Source organism: Methylocaldum sp. 14B (assembly GCF_002005105.1).
Classification (GTDB): Bacteria; Pseudomonadota; Gammaproteobacteria; order Methylococcales; family Methylococcaceae; genus Methylocaldum.
In genome coordinates, this window is record NZ_MSCV01000017.1 from 20826 (window position 1) to 37360 (window position 16535).

15 protein-coding genes are annotated in these 16535 nt (G+C 55.5%); 6 read left to right on the forward strand and 9 right to left on the reverse strand.

Annotated elements, in window-relative coordinates:
* Positions 1 to 41 precede the first annotated feature (41 nt).
* The 8 genes from coaE to B2A78_RS13635 form a co-directional block, all read right to left on the reverse strand.
* A complete protein-coding gene (coaE, locus tag B2A78_RS13600) occupies positions 42 to 635 on the reverse strand; it encodes a dephospho-CoA kinase (protein ID WP_077730546.1) in 594 nt (197 codons plus the stop codon).
* 6 nt (positions 636 to 641) lie between these two features.
* On the reverse strand, positions 642 to 1523 hold the full coding sequence (locus B2A78_RS13605) for an A24 family peptidase (protein WP_143735169.1): 882 nt from the start codon (positions 1521 to 1523) through the stop codon (positions 642 to 644).
* Between the two features lie 16 nt (positions 1524 to 1539).
* Positions 1540 to 2754 (reverse strand): type II secretion system F family protein, encoded by a 1215-nt coding sequence (locus B2A78_RS13610; protein ID WP_077730547.1) that lies wholly within the window; start codon positions 2752 to 2754, stop codon positions 1540 to 1542.
* Between the two features lie 5 nt (positions 2755 to 2759).
* Positions 2760 to 4475, reverse strand: a complete 1716-nt coding sequence (pilB, locus tag B2A78_RS13615) for a type IV-A pilus assembly ATPase PilB (protein WP_077730548.1) — start codon at positions 4473 to 4475, stop codon at positions 2760 to 2762.
* A 113-nt stretch (positions 4476 to 4588) separates the two neighbouring features.
* Positions 4589 to 6085, reverse strand: coding sequence for an HDOD domain-containing protein (locus tag B2A78_RS13620; protein ID WP_077730549.1), 1497 nt, complete (start codon positions 6083 to 6085; stop codon positions 4589 to 4591).
* Between the two features lie 14 nt (positions 6086 to 6099).
* Positions 6100 to 8952, reverse strand: a complete 2853-nt coding sequence (locus tag B2A78_RS13625; RefSeq protein ID WP_077730550.1) for a valine--tRNA ligase — start codon at positions 8950 to 8952, stop codon at positions 6100 to 6102.
* A 91-nt stretch (positions 8953 to 9043) separates the two neighbouring features.
* Positions 9044 to 9484: a DNA polymerase III subunit chi gene (locus B2A78_RS13630; protein ID WP_077730551.1), complete on the reverse strand. Its 441-nt coding sequence runs from the start codon at positions 9482 to 9484 to the stop codon at positions 9044 to 9046.
* Complete coding sequence (locus tag B2A78_RS13635; RefSeq protein WP_077730552.1) at positions 9481 to 10968, reverse strand: leucyl aminopeptidase; 1488 nt, start codon at positions 10966 to 10968, stop codon at positions 9481 to 9483. The genes B2A78_RS13630 and B2A78_RS13635 overlap by 4 nt, the downstream gene beginning before the upstream one ends.
* Positions 10969 to 11057: 89 nt before the next feature.
* Here B2A78_RS13635 and lptF point away from each other — a divergent pair, with 89 nt between their 5' ends.
* Together lptF and lptG are read left to right on the forward strand one after the other, a co-directional pair.
* Positions 11058 to 12200 carry an LPS export ABC transporter permease LptF gene (gene lptF, locus B2A78_RS13640; RefSeq protein WP_077730553.1) on the forward strand — a complete coding sequence of 381 codons (1143 nt, stop codon included), beginning with the start codon at positions 11058 to 11060 and terminating at the stop codon, positions 12198 to 12200.
* A complete protein-coding gene (gene lptG, locus B2A78_RS13645) occupies positions 12197 to 13267 on the forward strand; it encodes an LPS export ABC transporter permease LptG (RefSeq protein WP_077730554.1) in 1071 nt (356 codons plus the stop codon). Before lptF ends, lptG begins: the two co-directional genes overlap by 4 nt.
* Positions 13268 to 13281: 14 nt before the next feature.
* Here the strand turns inward: lptG and B2A78_RS13650 are convergent, their stop codons facing one another.
* Positions 13282 to 13794, reverse strand: coding sequence for an NUDIX hydrolase (locus B2A78_RS13650; RefSeq protein WP_077730555.1), 513 nt, complete (start codon positions 13792 to 13794; stop codon positions 13282 to 13284).
* Positions 13795 to 13915: 121 nt separating this feature from the next.
* Here B2A78_RS13650 and B2A78_RS13655 point away from each other — a divergent pair, with 121 nt between their 5' ends.
* From B2A78_RS13655 to B2A78_RS26085, 4 genes are all read left to right on the forward strand, one after another.
* A complete protein-coding gene (locus tag B2A78_RS13655) occupies positions 13916 to 14659 on the forward strand; it encodes an ABC transporter ATP-binding protein (protein ID WP_077730556.1) in 744 nt (247 codons plus the stop codon).
* 20 nt (positions 14660 to 14679) lie between these two features.
* Entirely contained in the window at positions 14680 to 15471 is a 792-nt protein-coding gene (locus B2A78_RS13660) for an ABC transporter permease (RefSeq protein WP_205780779.1), read from the forward strand.
* 70 nt (positions 15472 to 15541) lie between these two features.
* Positions 15542 to 16036, forward strand: coding sequence for a low molecular weight protein-tyrosine-phosphatase (locus B2A78_RS13665; RefSeq protein WP_077730558.1), 495 nt, complete (start codon positions 15542 to 15544; stop codon positions 16034 to 16036).
* A 222-nt stretch (positions 16037 to 16258) separates the two neighbouring features.
* Positions 16259 to 16426 carry a hypothetical protein gene (locus B2A78_RS26085; RefSeq protein ID WP_168175425.1) on the forward strand — a complete coding sequence of 56 codons (168 nt, stop codon included), beginning with the start codon at positions 16259 to 16261 and terminating at the stop codon, positions 16424 to 16426.
* Positions 16427 to 16535 lie beyond the last annotated feature (109 nt).

Consider the following 16535-nt stretch of genomic DNA (forward strand, 5'->3'; position numbering starts at 1 on the left):
TACTACCTTTTGCGCTTGCTCTTGTGTAAGAATTATTCGGATTACTGCCCACCGAGTGCGAGATAGAGTTGGTGTAATTCTTCGATACGGTCCGATAGAGCAGCTTCATCGACCATGTTCTCGAGCACGTCGTCTGCTGCTTCCAGCCGTTCGGTGCGGCTGGCTTGGGACGCCATGATTTTCTCGATTTCCCTATCGCTCAATCCATCGCGGAGCCTGACGCGCTGCCGTTGCGTTTCTTCTGAACAATCGACGACCAGCAATCTATCCACGAAATGCCTTTGGCCGGTTTCCAGAAGCAGGGGAACGACCACGATACAGTAAGGTGCCGAAAGAGTCGCAATTCGTCGGCCGATCTCGGAATACACCAGGGGATGCAGCAGGGTCTCGATCCAGCGTTTTTCTTCGGGATTGGAAAAGACGATTTCTCGCAATCTTGCCCGATCGAGACAGCCATCTTTTAGAATCGCCGCCCCGAAGTGCTGCTTGATCGCCTCGAATGCCGGTCGATTCGGTTCGACCAACTCGCGGGCGATGACGTCCGCGTCCAGAATTGGAACGCCCTTGGCGGCGAATAATCTGGCAACCGTGCTTTTACCGCAACCGATTCCGCCGGTCAAACCGATGACAAGCATGGGGGCTCAGCCGGAAATTCCCGCGAAACGCATATAAGCGGCGTTTATGTCATGGCCCCACAGCAGGGCAATCCATCCGGCAATGGCTAAATAAGGGCCGAATGGTATGGGAATGCTGCGGTCGTGCCTGAGAACGGCGATCATGGCTATCCCGATGATGGCCCCGACCAAGGATGAGAGCAGCACTATGGTCGGCAAAAGGCCCCATCCCAACCACGCGCCGAGCATGGCGAGCAGTTTGAAATCGCCGTATCCTATCCCTTCTTTGCCGGTCGCGATCCTGAACAAGTGGTATACCAGCCAAAGGCTTAGATAGCCGAAGATGGCCCCCAGTATACTCGAGGAGCTGTCTGTAAAAATGTTGAACAGGCTAAGAAACAGTCCTGCCCATAGGATAGGTAAGGTAATCGCATCGGGAAGCAGTTGACGATCGAAGTCGATAAAACTCAAGCAAACTAGACTCCAGCTGAGGATCAGTGCCGATGCGGTTTGCCAAGTGAAACCGAAGTGCCAGGCAACGGCGACAGAAATCGCGGCGGTCAGCGCTTCGATGGCCGGGTAGCGAAAGGGGATTGGTATTCGACACCCGGCACATCGTCCTCTAAGCAGTAGGTAACTGACGACCGGGATGTTTTCCCAAGCGCGGATCGGCCGATTGCACTGTGGACAACGTGAACCCGGAACGAGCAAATTGTAGGCCTCGTCCGGCTCCGATTCGGGTTCGAGATCGAGATAGGTTTTACACTCCCGCCGCCAGGTTTTTTCCAGCATTATCGGCAAGCGGTGAATGACTACGTTCAGGAAACTGCCGACCACGAGCCCCAGAACGCCGATGACGGTCAAGAACAAAGCTGGATTTTCGGCCAATAACTGGATGAGTGGCGCCACCTCGGAATTTCCTCGATCAGACGACTGAGCCGAGCTTGAATATCGGCAAGTACATGGCGACCACCAAACCGCCGACAACGACGCCCAAGAACGCCATGATCATGGGCTCAAGAAGGCTGCTGAGCGAATCGACAGCGTTGTCCACTTCCTCCTCGTAGAAGTCCGCCACTTTGGCGAGCATGCTGTCCAAAGAGCCGGATTCCTCTCCGATTGCGACCATTTGTATGACCATGTTGGGAAACAGGTTTGCCTGTCGCATGCTCAGTTGAAGCTGATGTCCGGTGGCGACTTCGTCTCGCATCCGAAGGACGGCATTGGAATAAATGATATTACCGGTAGCACCTGCCACGGACTTCAGTGCCTCGACCAAGGGGACGCCGGCTGCCGACATGGTGGCCAAGGTCCGGGCGAAACGGGAAATCGCCGCCTTATGCAGAATGGTGCCGATCGCCGGTATGTGCAGGGAAAATCTATCGAGGGCCTGATTGAACGCGGCCGAGCGCTGTTTGAGCTTCACGAACACAAAGCCGACGGCAACGAGAACTCCCAATACGATATACCACGATGCCTGTAGAAACCGGGACATCTCGATGACCATTTGAGTAAATGCCGGGAGGTCCGCGCCAAAACCCTTGAACAATTCCTCGAACGTCGGTACCACGAAGATCAGCAGGATGGCCGTTACGATACAGGCAACCACGATGACGGCTGTGGGATAAGTCAAGGCTTTTTTGATCTTGGCCTTCAGCGATTCGGTTTTTTCCTTGTATTCCGCTATCTTGTGCAGCAGCGTTTCGAGAACGCCGGCTTGCTCGCCGGCATGCACAAGGCTGCAGAATAGCTCGTCAAAATAAATCGGATGCTTTCCCAAGGCTTCGGCAAGCGGACTGCCTCCTTCGACGTCGGCCTTGATGCCCATGATCAGTTCCTGCATGCTTGGATTCTCGTGGCCACGCCCGACAATGTCAAAGGCTTGAACCAGCGGTACCCCTGCACTCATCATCGTCGCGAGCTGTCGGCTGAATACGGCGATGTCTTTGGTCGTGATTTTCTTCTTTCGCGCACTGAAGAGCGGTTTGGGCTTTTTCTTGATCTTGATGACTTTGATGCCCTGGCGTCGGAGTTCGGCCTTGGCCGTAGTTTCTGTGCGCGCGGACAGTTCCCCTTTGATTCGCCCGCCGGTACGGTCGGCGCCTTCCCAAATAAACAGAACGAGTTCTTCTTTTGCCATAAGACTTAATCTCGCGTGACGCGGTCGATTTCTTCCAGACTGGTAATGCCCGACTTGATTTTTCGAAGCCCCGATTCCCTCAGGTCCGCCACACCCTCCGCTTTCGCTTGTTCGCCGAGCTGAAGGACGTTCCCGCCCTCCAGAATGATGCGGTTGATGGATTCGGAAATGGGCATGACCTGATAAATGCCGACGCGGCCCTTGTATCCCTTTACGCATTTATCGCAGCCGACCGGTCCGAAAACCGTAAAACTGCCCAGCTCTTCTTCTCGAAACCCGGCCTCCAGCAAAACCTCCGGAGGGAGGTCCTCTTCCTTCTTGCAATGCTCGCAAAGCCGCCTGGCCAGCCGCTGCGCCATGATGAGCAACACCGAGGAAGCGATGTTGAATGCAGGGATGCCCATTTGCATCAAGCGGTTGAGCGTTTGGGGCGCATCGTTGGTGTGCAGGGTGGAAAGCACCAAATGGCCGGTTTGTGCGGCTTTGACCGCAATCTCGGCCGTTTCCAGGTCGCGAATTTCGCCTACCATGATGACGTCCGGGTCCTGCCGCAGGAATGCCCGGAGCGCCTCGGCAAAAGTCAGGCCGGTTTTGACGTTGACATTGACCTGATTGATGCCGGGCACGGTGATTTCCACCGGATCCTCTGCCGTCGAGATATTGCGGTCGGCCGTATTCAGGATATTGAGCCCGGTGTAGAGACTGACCGTTTTACCGCTCCCGGTGGGCCCCGTAACCAGAATCATCCCATAGGGCTTATTGATGGCGCTCAGGAAGTTTTGCTGCTGCTCCGGTTCGAAGCCGAGCTTTTCGATTCCGATTTGGGCCGCGGTCGGATCGAGGATACGGAGTACGATTTTTTCGCCGAATAGCGTCGGACAGGTATTGACGCGGAAATCGATGGCGCGAGTCCTGGACAATGCCATCTTGATGCGGCCGTCCTGAGGGATGCGCCGCTCGGCGATGTCCATTCGCGACATGACCTTCAGGCGCGCCGCGACCCGCCCTGAGAGGTTGACCGGAAGGCTTGTGACCTCGTGGAGCATGCCGTCGTGACGAAAGCGGACGCGGAAGTTTTTTTCGTAAGGCTCGAAATGGATATCGGAAGCGCCTTTCTTGATGGCGTCGAGGAGAAACTTGTTGACTAATCGGACAATCGGGGCGTCATCGATATCCGAGGATTCGCCTTCGGAGGGCTGATCGATTTCATCGCCGCCGGTAATCCGGAGATTGTCGAGATCGGCATCCACCAAGTCTTTGAACGAGATGTCGGCTGCTTCCAGGGCCTGGTCGATCATCCGCGTCAGTTTGTCTTCCTCTACGATGACGCTTTCGGTGCTGGACCGGGTGTGAAATTTGATCTCGTCCAGAGCTTGGAGATTGGTGGGATCGGCGAGCCCGAGATACAGGCGGTTCCCGCGCTTGAACAGCGGCAGGACATGGTGCTGGCGGATCAGCTTCTCGCTGACGGCCCTGGTCGGCATCATGTCCGGAGATATCGCATCCAGGTCGAATAGAGGAATTCCGTATTCTTTGGATGCTACGCATGCAATGGATAGGCTATCGAGAATCTTGTTGCCGACCAGATAGCTTACGAAATGGGTTTTTTTTTGAAGAGCGCTGTCGAGATGAAGATGTGCATCGGATTCCGTCAACAGCCCTTCCTTGACCAGGCTTTTGGCCAGTCCGCTGAGTTGCAATTTCGTCGCCGTGATTGCCATGAGATTTAATGCTACGGACAGCTATGCATCGCATTGTTGGAAAGCCTCGATAATATTAGTCGATGCATGGGCTTTATCCAGTTTGCTCGGACGGAGCCGCTTGATGGTGAGGATCAGCGCGCTTGAAGAAGCTTCAAGGCAATATTGGCCTGCATGGTCAACTGACGGAAACTGTCGAAAACCTCACGGGTAATCGGTTCTTTGCTGAACGCGCGGTCGGCATAGAAGAGTCCTATGACCCGCTTGTCGTAGCTGACCGGGGAGAGGCAGCAGTCGTGCTGGCCGAACTGCGCAATGACCTCTCCGGTAAATAACCGCTGTGTTTCGGTGTCGGCACCGCGAGCCCAAAAATACTCGTTCTTCTCCAGCACGTTCGAAAAAATGTTGGGCGACGAACCGGCAATGCCGATTTGCAGTTGTCCGCGCGATTCAACCGACGGCCAGCCGAGCGCGAACTTTTCCTTGAGACGTTTGCGATCGGGCGTCAACAGCGCGAAAAGGACCCGATCCATGCCTAAAGCCCGATAAATTCCCTCCAAGATCATTTCGAGAACCAGGTTCACGTTGAACTCGCCGCACAAGAGATTGGTCACGTCCTGCATGATTTGTATCAGGCTGGTGTCGTCCCTCGGCGCTAGATCATCGGTCTGACGCTGTTTGCCCGTTGGCCCCCGATCTGTGCCGGGGATATAGGGTGTGACTTGATGGGCTCCGGATTGCTTGGCGAGTCTTATCGCACTTTCCGCGTTATCCTGCAATATCGTGAGCAAATGGCGTTCCGGCTTTCCCGTCAGCTCAGCCATTCGGTAAATGCAGCGCCTGATTTCTTCGGTGTTCCACCCTTGAGGTGAATTTCTGGCGACTTGATAACCGAGCTTGACGTACTCCGTGCGGGGTGAGTTGCCGGAAAATGCCTCTTCGATCAACCCGCCAAGTCCCCACGTTTTACTGAGGGAGGCGCCGAGATGAATGAGTTGAAATCCTAAAACGGTTTTTTCGGCTTTTTCGGCAGGTATTTTTTGCTGTTCCGTCAGTACCTGAATTTTTTCCCCGGCATCGTGTTCGAAGCACCAAAAGCCGATGTGGCCGATGTTGTGCAGCAGGGCAGCGACAAATACTTCCTCTGGCCGTGGATCGTTAAGCAAGATCGCGAGTGATTTCGCCTGTACTGCGCTGTGCAAGGCACAGGCGATTTCCCGGTTTACTTGGTGTTTGCGTTGTTTGGACAGAACCGTTTCGATGAACGAGCAGGCTAGTGCCAGTTCGCGGATGACATTGAGTCCCAGCAACACGATAGCCCGTGTAACGGTTGCCAGACGGATGCCGCTGGGGTTGTAGTGAGGACTGCTGGCGAACTTCAGCAGCCTGGCCGTGAGCCCCGGGTCTTCGAGAATGATCTTCGAAAGTTCGGATACTCCCGAACGTTTATCCTCGATGACTTGATTAAGACGCTGCGCGGTACGGGAAAAAATAGGCATTTCCTTGTCGCGCAGACAGTTGGTCCAATCCTCCAGAGTTGTCGGGCTTTCTCTTACGTTGGCCGCCGACGTTTCGCTGACTGACGCCTTTGCACCGTCTTCAGGTGTTTCTGCGGCCGGATCATCGCGCATGATGACAGGTACCCCTATAAAGCACGGATTTTTTCCGCCTGCGCCTGCAACTCCACGAGGCTAACGCGAATCTCTTGAAGGCGCGCTTGCTCCTTGGCGACGACTTGAGGGGGGGCTTTCTCGAGAAAGCCGGTGTCATTCAGCTTGCCCTCGATACGCGGCAGGTCTTTGGACAAACGCTGGATCTCCTTTTCCAGCCGCGCCAGTTCGGCATCCTTGTCGATCAATCCTTTCATGGGAATCAGAACTTTCATCTCGCCGACCAGCGCGGTGGCGGATTCCGGAGCCGCTTCGGATTCCGAAAGCCAGGTTACGGTTTCGACGCGGGCTAGCTTTACGATGAACTCTTGGTTGCGGTTCAGCCAAATCCGATCCTGTTCGGAGCCATTCTGAATCATGATCGGCAGAGGCCTGCCGGGCGCGATGTTCATTTCGCCGCGGATGCGCCGAACGCCCAGAATGATATTCATGACCCATTCCATCTCGGCGATGGATTCCGGATCGATCCAGCCTTCGTCGACCTCGGGATAGGCTTGCAGCATGATGCTCGTGCCTTTCTTGCCGGCCAGAGGAGCGACGCGCTGCCAGATTTCTTCGGTGATGAAAGGCATCAGCGGATGAGCTAGGCGTAGAATGGTTTCGAGTACATGGACCAGCGTCTGGCGCGTTCCTAAAACATACTCGATCGGAGTCGATCCCTGGCTGTCAGGGGATTCCGCGCCGTAAAGCGTGGGCTTGGACAGTTCCAGGTACCAATCGCAGTACTCGTTCCAAACGAATTCATAAATCGCTTGGGCCGCCAGGTCGAAGCGATAATTCTCGATGGCGTTGCTGGCCTCTCGTATCGTCAGCTGCAATCGGCTTCGAATCCATCGGTCGGCCAAGGTGAACTTAACGTTGGCATTATCCAGTCCGCAGTCCTTGCCCTCGGTGTTCATCAGTGCGTAGCGCGCCGCGTTCCACAGCTTGTTGCAGAAATTGCGGTAGCCCTCGACCCGGCCCATGTCGAATTTGATGTCGCGCCCGGTGGAGGCCAGGGAGGCGAAGGTGAAGCGTAGGGCGTCGCAGCCGTACGCGGCGATGCCTTGCGGGAACTCCTTGCGGGTCCGCGTTTCGATTTTCTGAGCCATTTGCGGTTGCATGAGGCCGCTGGTGCGCTTCTGCACCAAATCCTCCAGGCTGATGCCGTCGATGATGTCCAGGGGATCCAGCACGTTGCCCTTGGATTTCGACATTTTCTGGCCTTCCGCATCGCGCACCAGACCGTGCACGTAAACCGTCCTGAACGGCACTTGCGGGCTGCCGTCCGGGTGTTTCATGAAGTGCATGGTCATCATGACCATGCGCGCCACCCAGAAGAAAATGATGTCGAAGCCGGTCACCAGTACGTCGGTGGGATGGAAGGTCTTCAATTCCGGCGTCTGGTCCGGCCAGCCCAGAGTCGAGAACGTCCAAAGAGCGGAGGAGAACCAGGTGTCGAGTACATCCTCGTCCTGGCGCAGTTTCAGGCCGGCGTCCAGGCTGTACTTGGAGCGCACTTCGGCCTCGTTGCGGCCTACGTAGACGTTGCCGTGGTCGTCGTACCAGGCCGGGATGCGGTGACCCCACCACAATTGCCGGGAGATGCACCAGTCCTGAATGTCGCGCATCCAGGAGAAATAAAGATTTTCGTACTGCTGGGGCACGAAGCGAATGCGGCCGTCTTCCACCGCTTCGATGGCGGGTTTCGCCAGTTCCTTGGCGCTGACGTACCACTGATCGGTGAGCCACGGCTCGACGACTACGCCGGAACGGTCGCCGCGCGGCACTTTCAGCGTGTGCGGCTCGATTTTCTCCAATAGCCCTGATCGGTCGAATTCGTCCACGACTCGCTTACGCGCTTCGAAGCGGTCCAGGCCGGCATAAGCTTCCGGAGCTTTTTCCCCGTGCGCGCCGGCATAACCCTCGAAGGTGAGCACGGTGAATTCGTGCAGGATTCGGGCATCCTTGTCCAGTACGTTGATCAGCGGCAGGTTGTGGCGTTTGCCTACATCGTAGTCGTTGAAGTCGTGGGCCGGCGTGATTTTCACGCAGCCGGTGCCGAACGCGGGGTCGACGTATTCGTCGGCGACGATGGGGATTTCCCGGTTCGTAATCGGCAGCCTGACAGTCTTGCCCACCAGGTGCTTATAACGCTCGTCCTCCGGGTGCACCGCCACGGCGGTATCGCCCAGCATGGTTTCCGGCCGGGTGGTGGCGACGACAAGATGACCCGAGCCGTCCGCCAGCGGGTAGCGGAAGTGCCATAAGCTGCCTTTTTCCTCCTCGCTCTGCACTTCCAGGTCGGAGATGGCGGTATGCAGCTTGGGGTCCCAGTTCACCAGGCGCTTGCCGCGGTAAATCAATCCGTCGTCGTAGAGGCGCACGAAGGCTTCCTGCACGGCGCGGGAAAGCCCCTCGTCCATGGTGAAGCGCTCCCGGCTCCAGTCGACCGACGAGCCTAGCCGGCGCAATTGCCGGGTAATGGTTCCGCCGGATTCGGCCTTCCATTCCCAAACCTTTTCGAGGAACTTCTCGCGGCCTAAGTCGTGGCGAGTGAGGTTCTGAGCCGCCAATTGCCGTTCCACCACCATTTGCGTGGCGATGCCGGCGTGGTCGGTGCCGACCTGCCAGAGGGTGTTGTAGCCTTGCATGCGATGGTAGCGGATCAAGGCGTCCATGATGGTGTTGTTGAATCCGTGGCCCATGTGCAGACTGCCCGTCACGTTCGGCGGCGGAATCATGATGCAGTACGGCGTTCCGTTCCCGCTGGGCGCGAAATATCCGCTTTCCTCCCAGAATTTGTACCATCGCGATTCTATGGAATGAGGCTCGTAGGTTTTATCCATGACGTGTTCTGTTGTTTAGGGATGGCCAATCGCGGGATTGGCGCAAGACGATCGATCTCGAATTATATTGAAAACTTAGCTGATCGAGGCTTCAGTCGGAGCTATCCAAGCGATGCGTCTGAATGGTATGGCCTTGATCCGTATAGAACCGGTATCGACGGCGTCCTGCCTGTTTTACCGTTTCGTCCTGGTCGACAAGTTCGACCAGACGCTCGAATCGGTCGAGATCGGGCGGTATTTCGGCACTCAAATTGATCAGTACGTTCTTGGCAGCCTGCGGTGAGCTCCGGTGTCCGATGAGCACCGGCGTTTCGGCTTGGGCTGCGGAGGCATCGAGCCGTTCGTGGGCGACGAAACTGCCTTGCCGGAATGTCCATAGCAAATCGTCTAGCACCCGTTCTTCCTCTTCCGAAGCGGCATAAACGAAAACCGTGAGGTCTTGCTTGATGGCCTTCTCGGTAAGACGGCAGGCCATCAAGCGGCGGCTGTGAGCATCTCCGGTGGGCAGCACGTAGAAATCGATCCGGGTCATCGCGCTTGGTCGATCAGATACTGCACCAGCAGCGGCACAGGGCGTCCGGTCGCGCCTTTTTCATTGCCGGTTCTCCAGGCGGTTCCGGCGATGTCGACGTGAGCCCACGGATAGTCCTTGGCGAAGCGGGACAGGAAACAGCCGGCCGTGATCGTGCCGCCGTCGGGGCCACCGATATTCGCGAGATCGGCGAACTTGGACTTGAGCTGCTCCTGATATTCGTCCCAAAGCGGCAGGCGCCATACCCGGTCCCAGGCTTTTTCGCCGGCTTCCGTCAGCGCTTGGGCTAGACCTTCGTTATTGCTCATCAAGCCGCTCGGATGACGGCCCAAAGCGACGATGCAGGCTCCGGTCAAGGTCGCGACGTCGATCACGGCGGCCGGCTCGTATTTCTTGGCGTAGGTTAGCGCGTCGCACAGCAGCAAACGGCCTTCGGCATCGGTATTCAGGATTTCGACGGTAAGGCCGGACATGCTGGTGACGATGTCGCCCGGCTTATTGGCTTTGCCGTCCGGGAGGTTTTCGGAAGCCGGGATCAATCCCACCACATTGAGCGGCAATTCGAGCTCGGCTATCGCCGAGAGCGCGCCGATCACGCTCGCGCCGCCGCACATGTCGTATTTCATTTCATCCATGTTGGCGGCCGGTTTCAGCGAAATGCCGCCGGCGTCGAAAGTGAGTCCCTTGCCGATCAGAACGAAAGGCTTGGCTTTCGACGAAGCGCCGGAATATTCCATGACGATGAGCCTGGCAGGCTGCTCGCTGCCTTTGGAGACGGACAGAAAGGCACCCATGCTCAAAGCTTCGAGATCGGACTCGTCGAATATTCGCACCTTGATTTTCCGGCTTTTCCCGACTTGCTCGGCTTGTTCCGCCAGATAGGTCGGCGTGCAGATGTTGCCGGGCAGATTGGCCAGATCCCTCGCGATGTTCATGCCGTTGGCGATGGCCAAGCCTTGTCTGATGCCCAGTTTGGCTTCGGCCGATTGATCCTCGCTGTCGAGCAGGAATTGGAGTTTGGATAGGCGTTGCGGCTTATCGTCCGCCTCTTTTTTTAAGCGCGTGAATTTGTATAGGTTTCCTTCCAATACCTCCACGGCTTGCCGGATTTTCCAAGCCAGATCGTACCCTTCGACCTCGGCTTCGTGGAGAAGGCTCACGGCAAGTTTTGCCCCCGAATCTTTCAGCGATTTCGCCGCTGCGGCCAAAACCTTGCGGTAGGCGGCGGGGGCCAATTCTCCCTTCTTGCCGAGACCGACGAGCAAAATACGTTCTATGTCGCTTTCGGGGATATGGTTTATCAATAGAACGTCGCCGACTTTTCCTTCGACGTCGTCGCGCTTGAGGAGCCTGGAGATCAAGCCTCCCAAGTGTTCGTCCAACCCGCTGCCTGCGGCGGTCAGTTTTCGTTTCTGGTGAAAGCCTAGAACTGCGCAGTTGGCGCTAAGCTTGATGAGCGATTCACATTTTGCCGAATAGTCCATGGTAGAATTTGTGGCTTATTGCTTAAGGGATGGATTGTCGTAATTGACCGCAATTTTCAAGGGAGGGCCTCGAATCGTTAAAGCTTATTATGAAACCCCACCCTTTTAAACCGCTTCAATGGAGACGCCCTCCGATCATCTCGGTGCTCGACCGGATGGTGGCGGCGGAACTCGCCAAGACCTTAGGGGCCGTTCTCGGCGTTTTGGTCACGATCATCGTCAGCCGCAAATTTCTGAGTATTCTCGCCAAAGCCATCGAAGGCGAATTGTCAGGCGAAACCATATTTCAACTGCTCGGGCTCAAAATCCTGTCGGCAACCGCCCAGTTGCTTCCGGCTTCATTGTTCATGGCAACCTTGACTGTGTTGGGGCGCATGTATCGGGACCAGGAGATGTCGGTGCTGGCATCGAGCGGGGTGGGGTTGAGCCGCATTTATCGGGCGATGAGCTGGATGGTGTTGCCGGTGACTCTCATTGCCGCCGTATTGGCGCTGCAGGTCATGCCGTGGTCCGAGCGACAGGCCCAGGCGCTTATGAAGAAGGACGAGAAAAGTGCCGACATACGCGGTATAAAACCGGGACGTTTCAACGAATTCAGCCAGGGCGACGTCGTGTTGTATGCGGAGGAGTTGAACGAAGACAACTCCATGCACAAGATCTTCGTGCAAAGCCGGCAGCGGGACAAAACCGGCGTAGTGATCGCCGAGAGCGGCCATCTAAGAAGAAACGAGTTGAACGAGCATTTCGTCGTTTTGCAGCAAGGCCGCCGTTATCAAGGAATACCCGGACGAGCTGATTTTATTATCAGCGAGTTTGAGGAATACGCGGTGCGCATCGATGGTCCAGAGGGTGAGACGGCATCGCTCAAGCGCGAAGCGTCGGATAGCATGGTGCTGTGGTATTCGCATACGCCACGGGAGTTGGCGGAGCTGCAGAAACGTTTGGCAGTGCCGTTCGGCGTGCTCTTTCTGAGCTTTTTGGCCGTTCCGCTCGCGAAAATCGCGCCGCGTAGCGGTGTCTACGGGAACGTGTTTACGGCCTTTCTGATTTATATCGTTTACGAGAATGCTCAAAAGATTACTCAGGGTCTTCTGATGACCGAGAAGATACCGCTTTGGCTGAGCTATTCCGGCGTTTATTTCTTTTTGCTCATCATTACCGGGGTCTTGTTCATTCGAAATCTCGGCTTTAGCTGGATCGTTCAGGTAGCCAGGGAAAAGGTCGGGTTATGAGAACGCTGAGCCGGTATATTGCAGGAGAAGTGGTCAAGGGATCGCTGATCGCCGTGTTGATATTGTTGGCGCTCCTCAATTTTTTCACCTTTGCGGATGAATTGGGCGATCTGGGGCAGGGGAATTACGGCCTGGCGAGTATCGTTCAGTATCTGATCCTGACCTCGCCTCGCAATTTTTACGAGCTGATGCCTTCCGCGGCATTGGTCGGAAGCCTGGTAACCTTGGGAGCCTTGGCCAACAATCGGGAGCTGGTGGCCATGCAGGCCGCTGGAGCCTCACGTCTGCACATCATCGGGGCAGTGCTGGCGGGGGGCATGATGCTGGTTTTCATTTCGCTCGGAATCGGCGAATACATCGCTCCGGTAGCGGAGCGTGCGGCGCATACGCTTAAGGCTACCGCATTGCAAAAGCAGATCGCATCGAGAACGAAGTATGGATTTTGGGTGCGGGACGGCGATGTATTCATCAATATCCGCCAAATCGAACGGCCCGAAAACTTGGGCGATATCAATATCTTCAAACTGGATGGGACAGAGAAACTCCATTCGGCCACGCATGCCGACAAAGCCGTTTACGATGGGAAGCAGTGGCGATTGGATAATATTTTCGAGAGCCAATTTCTAGCCGACGGAATCGTCACCGAGCAAAAGGCGTATGCTGATTGGTCTTCGGTGCTAGCACCGAATCTGCTGAATGCGTTCGTGATCAGTCCGGAAAACCTATCGGCTTACGAACTGGCGAGATACATCCGGTATCTGAAGGAGAACGAACAGCAATCGGCGTTCGTCGAACTGGCATTCTGGGGAAGAATCGTGAACCCGGCGGTTACTCTGGTCATGCTGCTCGTAGCCGCCCCTTTTGTACTGCCGGTGCGGCGAGAAGTCGGCACGGGGCAGCGTATCGTGGTAGGCGTCGTCATCGGGTTGGGTTTTTATTTGTTTGACCGCACTTTCGGTCACTTGGGGCTGATTTATGAGATGAATCCGATATTTGCGGCTTTCTTTCCGACAGTGCTGGCGCTCACGGGTGCTTTGGTCGCGATTTTCCGGCTTCGCCTAACTTAGATTGGAGATGTGGGTTAGATAAAGGGCAAGAAGTCGCGGCCGCTTCCGTCGGCATCGATTAAGCCCACAGCGAAACCAGAGTGTAAGCTATCGAGGGCGATTCGAATAACCCGTTCCAGACCTTCCACCAGGGAATAGTGCTTCAAATCGGCGACTGTCACCCAGCGGGCGTCCGAAACATCGGTGGCGGGCTTTGGTGTGAAGCTCTCCGGATCTTTCAACGTTGCGACAAAATCGACGATGACATAATGAAACTCGCCGATCATCCGCTCGACCAGAGCAATTACGGGGCCCAGCTCTGCCTCGATCCCGGTTTCTTCCAGTATCTCGCGCCGGCAGCATTGGACGAGCGTCTCGCCGGGTTCCTGTTTACCGCCCGGAATCGACCACAGTCCCAAGGCGGGTTGTTTTCCTCTGCGGATCAGAAGAACTCGCTCGGATGCATCAAAAACGACAGCACCAACGCCGACGGCCGATTGAGGTGGTCCGCACCTTGTAGAGGTGATGTCCGGCTCCGGAGGCGTCATTCTAGCGGTAATGCGCTAAAGTCCGCGTCCGAGGCGTTGGCGAACCGGCGAGTAGAGCCGGTGCGTATCGATTAGGCGGATTCATTGTGCGATACGAGATCATTCGGTAGAGGAGAAGTTTATGCGGGCTCCCGCCATCGAGGTTCGTGGTCTTAACAAGCGCTTTGGCTCGGTGACGGCTGTGGACGGAATTTCTTTCGCGGTACCGGAAGCAAGCACTTGTGCCTTACTCGGCGGCAATGGAGCAGGAAAGACGACCACTCTGGCGATGTTGTTGGGACTCTTGTTGCCATCTTCTGGGAGTATTCGGATCATGGGCGTGGATATGATCAAGAATCGGTATCCCGCGCTGTCCCGCATGAATTTTACCTCTCCCTACGTCGATTTGCCGCATCGGCTTACGGTGAAACAGAATCTCGACGTTTATGCCCGTCTCTACGGCGTTCGGCATCGAGCCGCGTGCTTGCGGTCTCTTGCGGAGCGTTTCGATCTAGAAGCATTGATGAACCGCGCCTACGGTTCCCTTTCGGCCGGGCAGCGTACCCGCGTCGCCTTAGCCAAAGCGCTCTTGAACGAGCCCGAAGTGTTGCTGATGGACGAGCCGACTGCTTCCCTGGACCCGGCTTCGGCGGATACGGTCCGAACCTTGCTGAAAGCCTATCAGGAAAAATCCGGGGCCACAGTTCTGCTCGCTTCCCATAATATGCAGGAGGTGGAGCGGCTATGCGATAACGTCTTGATTCTCAAGCAAGGGCGTATCGTAGATCGGGATACGCCCGCGATGCTGGTGCAGAAATACGGACGAGACAGTCTGGAGCAGGTTTTCATCGATATCGCGCGCGACCAAGATCGCCAGTCCGCTTAGTGTAGCGTGTATACATGTATATGAGCTTGCAACGTGTTTTCGCCTTGGTCATGCGCTATCTGTATTTGATGCGCAGCTCCTGGCCTCGGTTGATCGAGCTCATTTATTGGCCGACCATGCAGATGATTTTGTGGGGGTTTATCAACCAATTCTTCGTCGGCCACAGTGAATGGGTGGCCCAGGCTGCGGGATTGTTGATAGGCGCCGTTCTACTCTGGGATGTGTTGTTTCGTGCCCAATTAGGTGTTTCCGTAGTCTTTTTCGAAGAGATGTATTCCCGAAACCTCGGGCATTTGTTCGTCAGTCCGTTGCGTCCTTACGAATTGGTCATGGCCTTGTTGACGGTCAGTTTTTTGAGAACCTCGATCGGCGTCGGGGCGGCAGCGGGTCTGGCGGTCGTTCTGTATCGGTACTCGATTTTCGATATGGGGCTTCCGCTCGTGGCGTTTTTTGCAAACCTGCTCGTCATGGGATGGGCTATCGGGTTGATGGTGGTCGCGCTCGTATTGCGTTACGGACTAGGAGCGGAAAGTCTGGCTTGGGCCGTGATTTTTGCAGTTGCGCCGCTCAGCGGGATTTATTATCCAATTTCCGTGCTTCCCGATTGGCTGCAAAAAATTGCTTTGCTGTTACCCTCCAGCCATGTCTTCGAAGGTATGCGTGCCGTTGTGCGAGATCATGTTTTTTCTCTCGATTCGTTTTGGATGGCCGTTCTGTTGAACCTGATTTACCTCTTGATCGGTTTCGCTCTTTATCTTTTCGCCTTTCATGTCGCCCGTAAACGCGGCCTATTGTTGCAAATGGGGGAATGAGTGGGCTGTCGCGATAGCCTGGAACCGTCCTAAGTACCTGAAGCTCCATTTTCCGGAGCGACCGCAAACAATGAACAAAGTCAACGTCCTGTTTTGTTGTATGGCTAATATATGCCGGTCTCCGATGGCCGAGGGAGCCCTAAGAGAACTGGTGAAGAATGCCGGTTACACGGACAAGATATTCATAGACTCGGCCGGAACCCATGCTCACTATTTGGGGCGCCCACCCGATCCGCGAGCTCAGCGGGCCATGTTGGAGCGGAGGATCGATATCAGCGGTTTACGCTCAAGGAGGATTTTGCTCGCGGATTTTCAGAGGTTCCACCACATTTTGGTGATGGATGCAGAAAATTACGACGCGCTGCGGTTTATTTGTCCGAGAGCCCACATCCACAAGATTCGGTATCTTCTAGACTTTGCGCCTCAGTTCAAGACACGTGATGTTCCCGACCCATATCATGGGGAAGAAATCGTTTTTTACCGGGTGCGAGAGATGATAGAACGGGCAGCGGAGGGAGTATTCGCGTACTTACACGAGTCTTTGAACGACAACAAAGTTACGTAAAACGAGAGGGTTGAAAGCCTAATTCGTGTCACGCCCCTAAAAAGTCAAGGCTACAATCTTGAACATCATTATTAACGCTCATAGAATAGTGTCCCGTTGCGTGGTAATCGGCTCTAGCGCGGGTTTCCACCAGCGGGCGTAACCGAGTTACGTCGTCATGGACGCTCTTGATGTCAGGGAGCGTTGTGTCACAAACCAAAGAGTTTTGTTGAGGTAAGAAAGATGGAACAAGAAAAAGACAATTTCTGGCTCTACATCGGCGGTATCATCATAGCGACTGTTGTCGGCGTTTTCCTGTTGAAGAGCAGGGAAATGGAAAGCGTGCCCGCCAAGGCCTATGAGGAAACAAGGGCACAAATCGAGAAACAGATCGAGAACGCAAAACCCTAGGAAATTTTGCCGCTGAAGCAGGAGCCAATACCTGCAAGGCAAGCGCTAAAACCGGAGGAAAAAATAACGGCTCGGAGGAGCATCTGATCGCTAAGCTTTGTTGCGTAAG